Annotated in this window: 3 protein-coding genes; all 3 read left to right on the top strand. The window is 67.1% G+C overall.

Annotated elements, in window-relative coordinates; genetic code table 11:
• Positions 1 to 145: 145 nt before the first annotated feature.
• A complete protein-coding gene (locus V5A20_RS13860) occupies positions 146 to 817 on the top strand; it encodes a CsgE family curli-type amyloid fiber assembly protein (protein WP_332327627.1) in 672 nt (223 codons plus the stop codon).
• A 52-nt stretch (positions 818 to 869) separates the two neighbouring features.
• Positions 870 to 1,340, top strand: coding sequence for a curli assembly protein CsgF (locus V5A20_RS13855; RefSeq protein WP_332316792.1), 471 nt, complete (start codon positions 870 to 872; stop codon positions 1,338 to 1,340).
• A gap of 301 nt (positions 1,341 to 1,641) precedes the next feature.
• On the top strand, positions 1,642 to 2,978 hold a 1,337-nt coding region (locus V5A20_RS13850; protein ID WP_332327626.1), incomplete at its 3' end, for a CsgG/HfaB family protein.

Here is a 2,978-nt window from a genome sequence, read left to right as displayed (position 1 = left end):
AAATAATCTTTTGGATCAAACTATCTGATAACCGTTCTCCAATCGATAAATACGGGCGGAAGAACGGAACCGGAAGGGCGTCCCTGAAATTGTTCTACACCAAACAGACACGATACTCCCGCCGACACGTAGATTCGGTCCATCGATGACTCGCTCGCTGGTGCTCATACTTGGAGCCCTCCTCTCGATCGGGGGCGTTCTCTCCGCGGAGGCGTCGCCGTGGAGCGCGTCGCGGGTGGTCGACGATACGGTCTACGTCGCCAAGGCGGATCCGGTGGTCGTGGTGTACGAGGCCGAGCTCGACACGCTGGTCGTCCGGGCCGAGGGCAACGCGGAAGCCCCCGTCGCGGCACCCGACACTCCGGCCCCGACTCCTGCCGCCGATGCGGACGCCACGCCGGAGGAGCCCCGAACTGCCTCGGCACGCACCGCGTCGTCGGGCGGGTCGGGTGCACGGGCGGATCGGCGAGCCCGGACGGCGTCATCGTCGGGCGGGATGTCGTCGGGCGTTAAGGAAGGCATCTCGGTCGCCGGCCTCATCATCGACCGCACGCACTCGGTGATCGGGCGAGATTTTAAGGACGCCTTCCACACCCACTGGACCAAGCCGGAGGACGCCTCCAGCTTCACCATTCTCATCGCCGAGCGGCCGCTCCCCCAGTTCGGCTCACAGATCCGGGTCTCCGTGGGCGAGACGGCAGTGTATCAGGGCCAGCTTCGGCCCGGGTACCGCCAGATCGAACGCGCGGCGCAGCGGGCCGCGGCCCGGGCCCGGTACTACCTCCGCGAGTTTTACGAGCCGCGCGAGGTCTACTGACCGGACTGTCTCTTGGGGACGCCCTCTGTTCGACGATCCACCACATGCTGACGTGCTCACTCGCACCACCGACCACAGTCCGATGACGACCGTCACCCGCACTCTGGGATCTCTTCTCGCCGTGAGCCTGCTCAGTCTCTGTCTCGGCGGGCCCACCGCGGCCCACGGGCAGGAGTTCGTGTACCAGCCGATCAACCCGGCTTTTGGGGGCTCCCCCGGCAACACGCAGTTCCTGCTGAACACGGCCAACAACCAGAACCCGTTCGAGGGCGGCGGCGGCTTCGACCGCTTCCGCGACGATCCGCTCCAGAACTTTGAGCAGCGCCTGCAGCGGCAGGTGCTGAATCAGCTGTCCCGCGAAGTTATTCAGAACCGGTTCGGCGACATCGACCTCACGCAGGAGGGCTCGTTTGACTTCGAGCGGTTCACGGTCGACGTGACGCCGGGGCCGAGCGGCATCAACATCCGCGTCTTCAACAAGCAGACCGGCGAGAGCACCACCGTCGAGGTGCCGCGGTTCTAGCGTCATTCCCGGACTGTGCCCGCAAGGATGTCCGGACGGTTGACGCCGGGCGAAGCCCCCTTTCTTTCCGCAGGCCTCGCAATCGCCCCGACACACGTCTCTCGTGTCGGCACGGCCGCCCTGTCTCTTCCCCCTGTCTTGGACGCTTTGATTTCTGGTCCGTTATTTGCCTCATGTAGGGGTGCACGCGGAGGGACCATTCTGCCGACGGGACTCCGCCGCCGGCGCGCCCTCCGCACACGGCGTCCGTTCGCCTCCACAGTCGCTGCACGTCTTGCTCTGTCTTCGCCACCGCCCACCGATGCCCCGTCGACGTTCCTCCGCTGCGCTCCTCGCCCTTCTCACCGGCGCGATCCTCCTTCTGGGAGGGTGCGCCTCCATGGACCCCGCGTTCGAGACGCGGGACGCCCACCCCGGCCTTGAGAGCACCGTCCACGACTCCATGACGATGCTCCCGCAGCCGGCCAGCCCGGTCGTGACGGCCGTCTACCAGTTCCGGGACCAGACGGGCCAGTACAAGCGGAAGGAGCGCGGCTCCACCTTCTCGCGGGCCGTCACGCAGGGCGGCACCGCCATCTTGATGGACGCCCTGGCGGACTCGGACTGGTTCCGGCCCATTGAGCGGAAGGGGCTCTCGAACCTGACCCAGGAGCGCGACATCATCCGCTCCATCCGCCAGCAGTACGAGGGCGACCGGGCCCAGCCGCTCTCCCCCCTCCTCTTCGCCGGCATCCTGCTGGAGGGCGGCATCATCGGGTTCGACTCCAACGTCATCTCGGGCGGGGGCGGCTTCCGGCTCTTCTCCATCGGCGGCTCCGGGGAGTACCGGCGGAACCAAGTCACCGTCTACCTGCGCGCCGTGTCCACCCAGACGGGCGAGGTGCTGAAGACCGTCCACACCACCAAGACCATCATCTCCCAGCAGCTACAGGGCAGCGCCACGCGGTTTATCGCGCCGAACCTGTTCCTGGAGACGGAGGCCGGCATCTCGTACAACGAGCCGAAGACGCTGGCCGTCACCGAGGCGATCGACGCCGCGGTGCGCGACCTCACGATTGAGGGCATGCGCGACGGGCTGTTCTCGCCCGCCGACACGGCGGCGGCGCGGGCCGTGATCGACCGCTACGAGGAGAGCAAGGCGCGGGCCGCTCAGCGCGACTACTTCGACCGCCTGCTGCAGCCCGACAACCGCTCGGGCCTTGGCGTGGAGGTGGGCGGCGGCGGCAACATCCTGCAGGGAGACGTGCAGGGCACCTCGTTCAATCCGTCCGGGGCGCTCGCCCTCCGCTACCCACTGTCCCCGCGCTGGGCCCTGGGCCTGCAAAACACCGCCGGACGCATCAGCGCGGCCGGCGACTTCGGGGAAACAGTCCTCTCGACGGAGCTGAACATGACGTACTACTTTGCGCCGCGCGCCCAATTTACGCCGTTCTTGCGGGCGTCCGGCGGGGTCGTCACGCAGTTCCCCGAGCCCTACCGCCTCACCAATACGGCCTCGCTGCTGGGCGGGGGCAGTGTCGGCGTAGAGTACATGGTGAACGAGGACCTGGGGGTCAGCACGGCCTTTGAGGTGCGCTACACGATAGACGACGCCCTCGACAACGAGAGGGTGGGCAGCTTCAACGACAGCCTCTGGGG

This window comes from Salinibacter sp. (assembly GCF_036626415.1).
In the GTDB taxonomy this organism is placed as follows: Bacteria; Bacteroidota; Rhodothermia; order Rhodothermales; family Salinibacteraceae; genus Salinibacter.
The sequence above is the reverse complement of the archived record's forward strand: the minus strand, read 5'-3'. Positions and strand labels throughout refer to the sequence as shown.

Excerpts from the sequence above, each read along its gene's own strand:
- V5A20_RS13860 (WP_332327627.1), top strand. The coding sequence starts at position 146 with ATGACTCGCTCGCTGGTGCTCATACTTGGAGCCCTCCTCTCGATCGGG.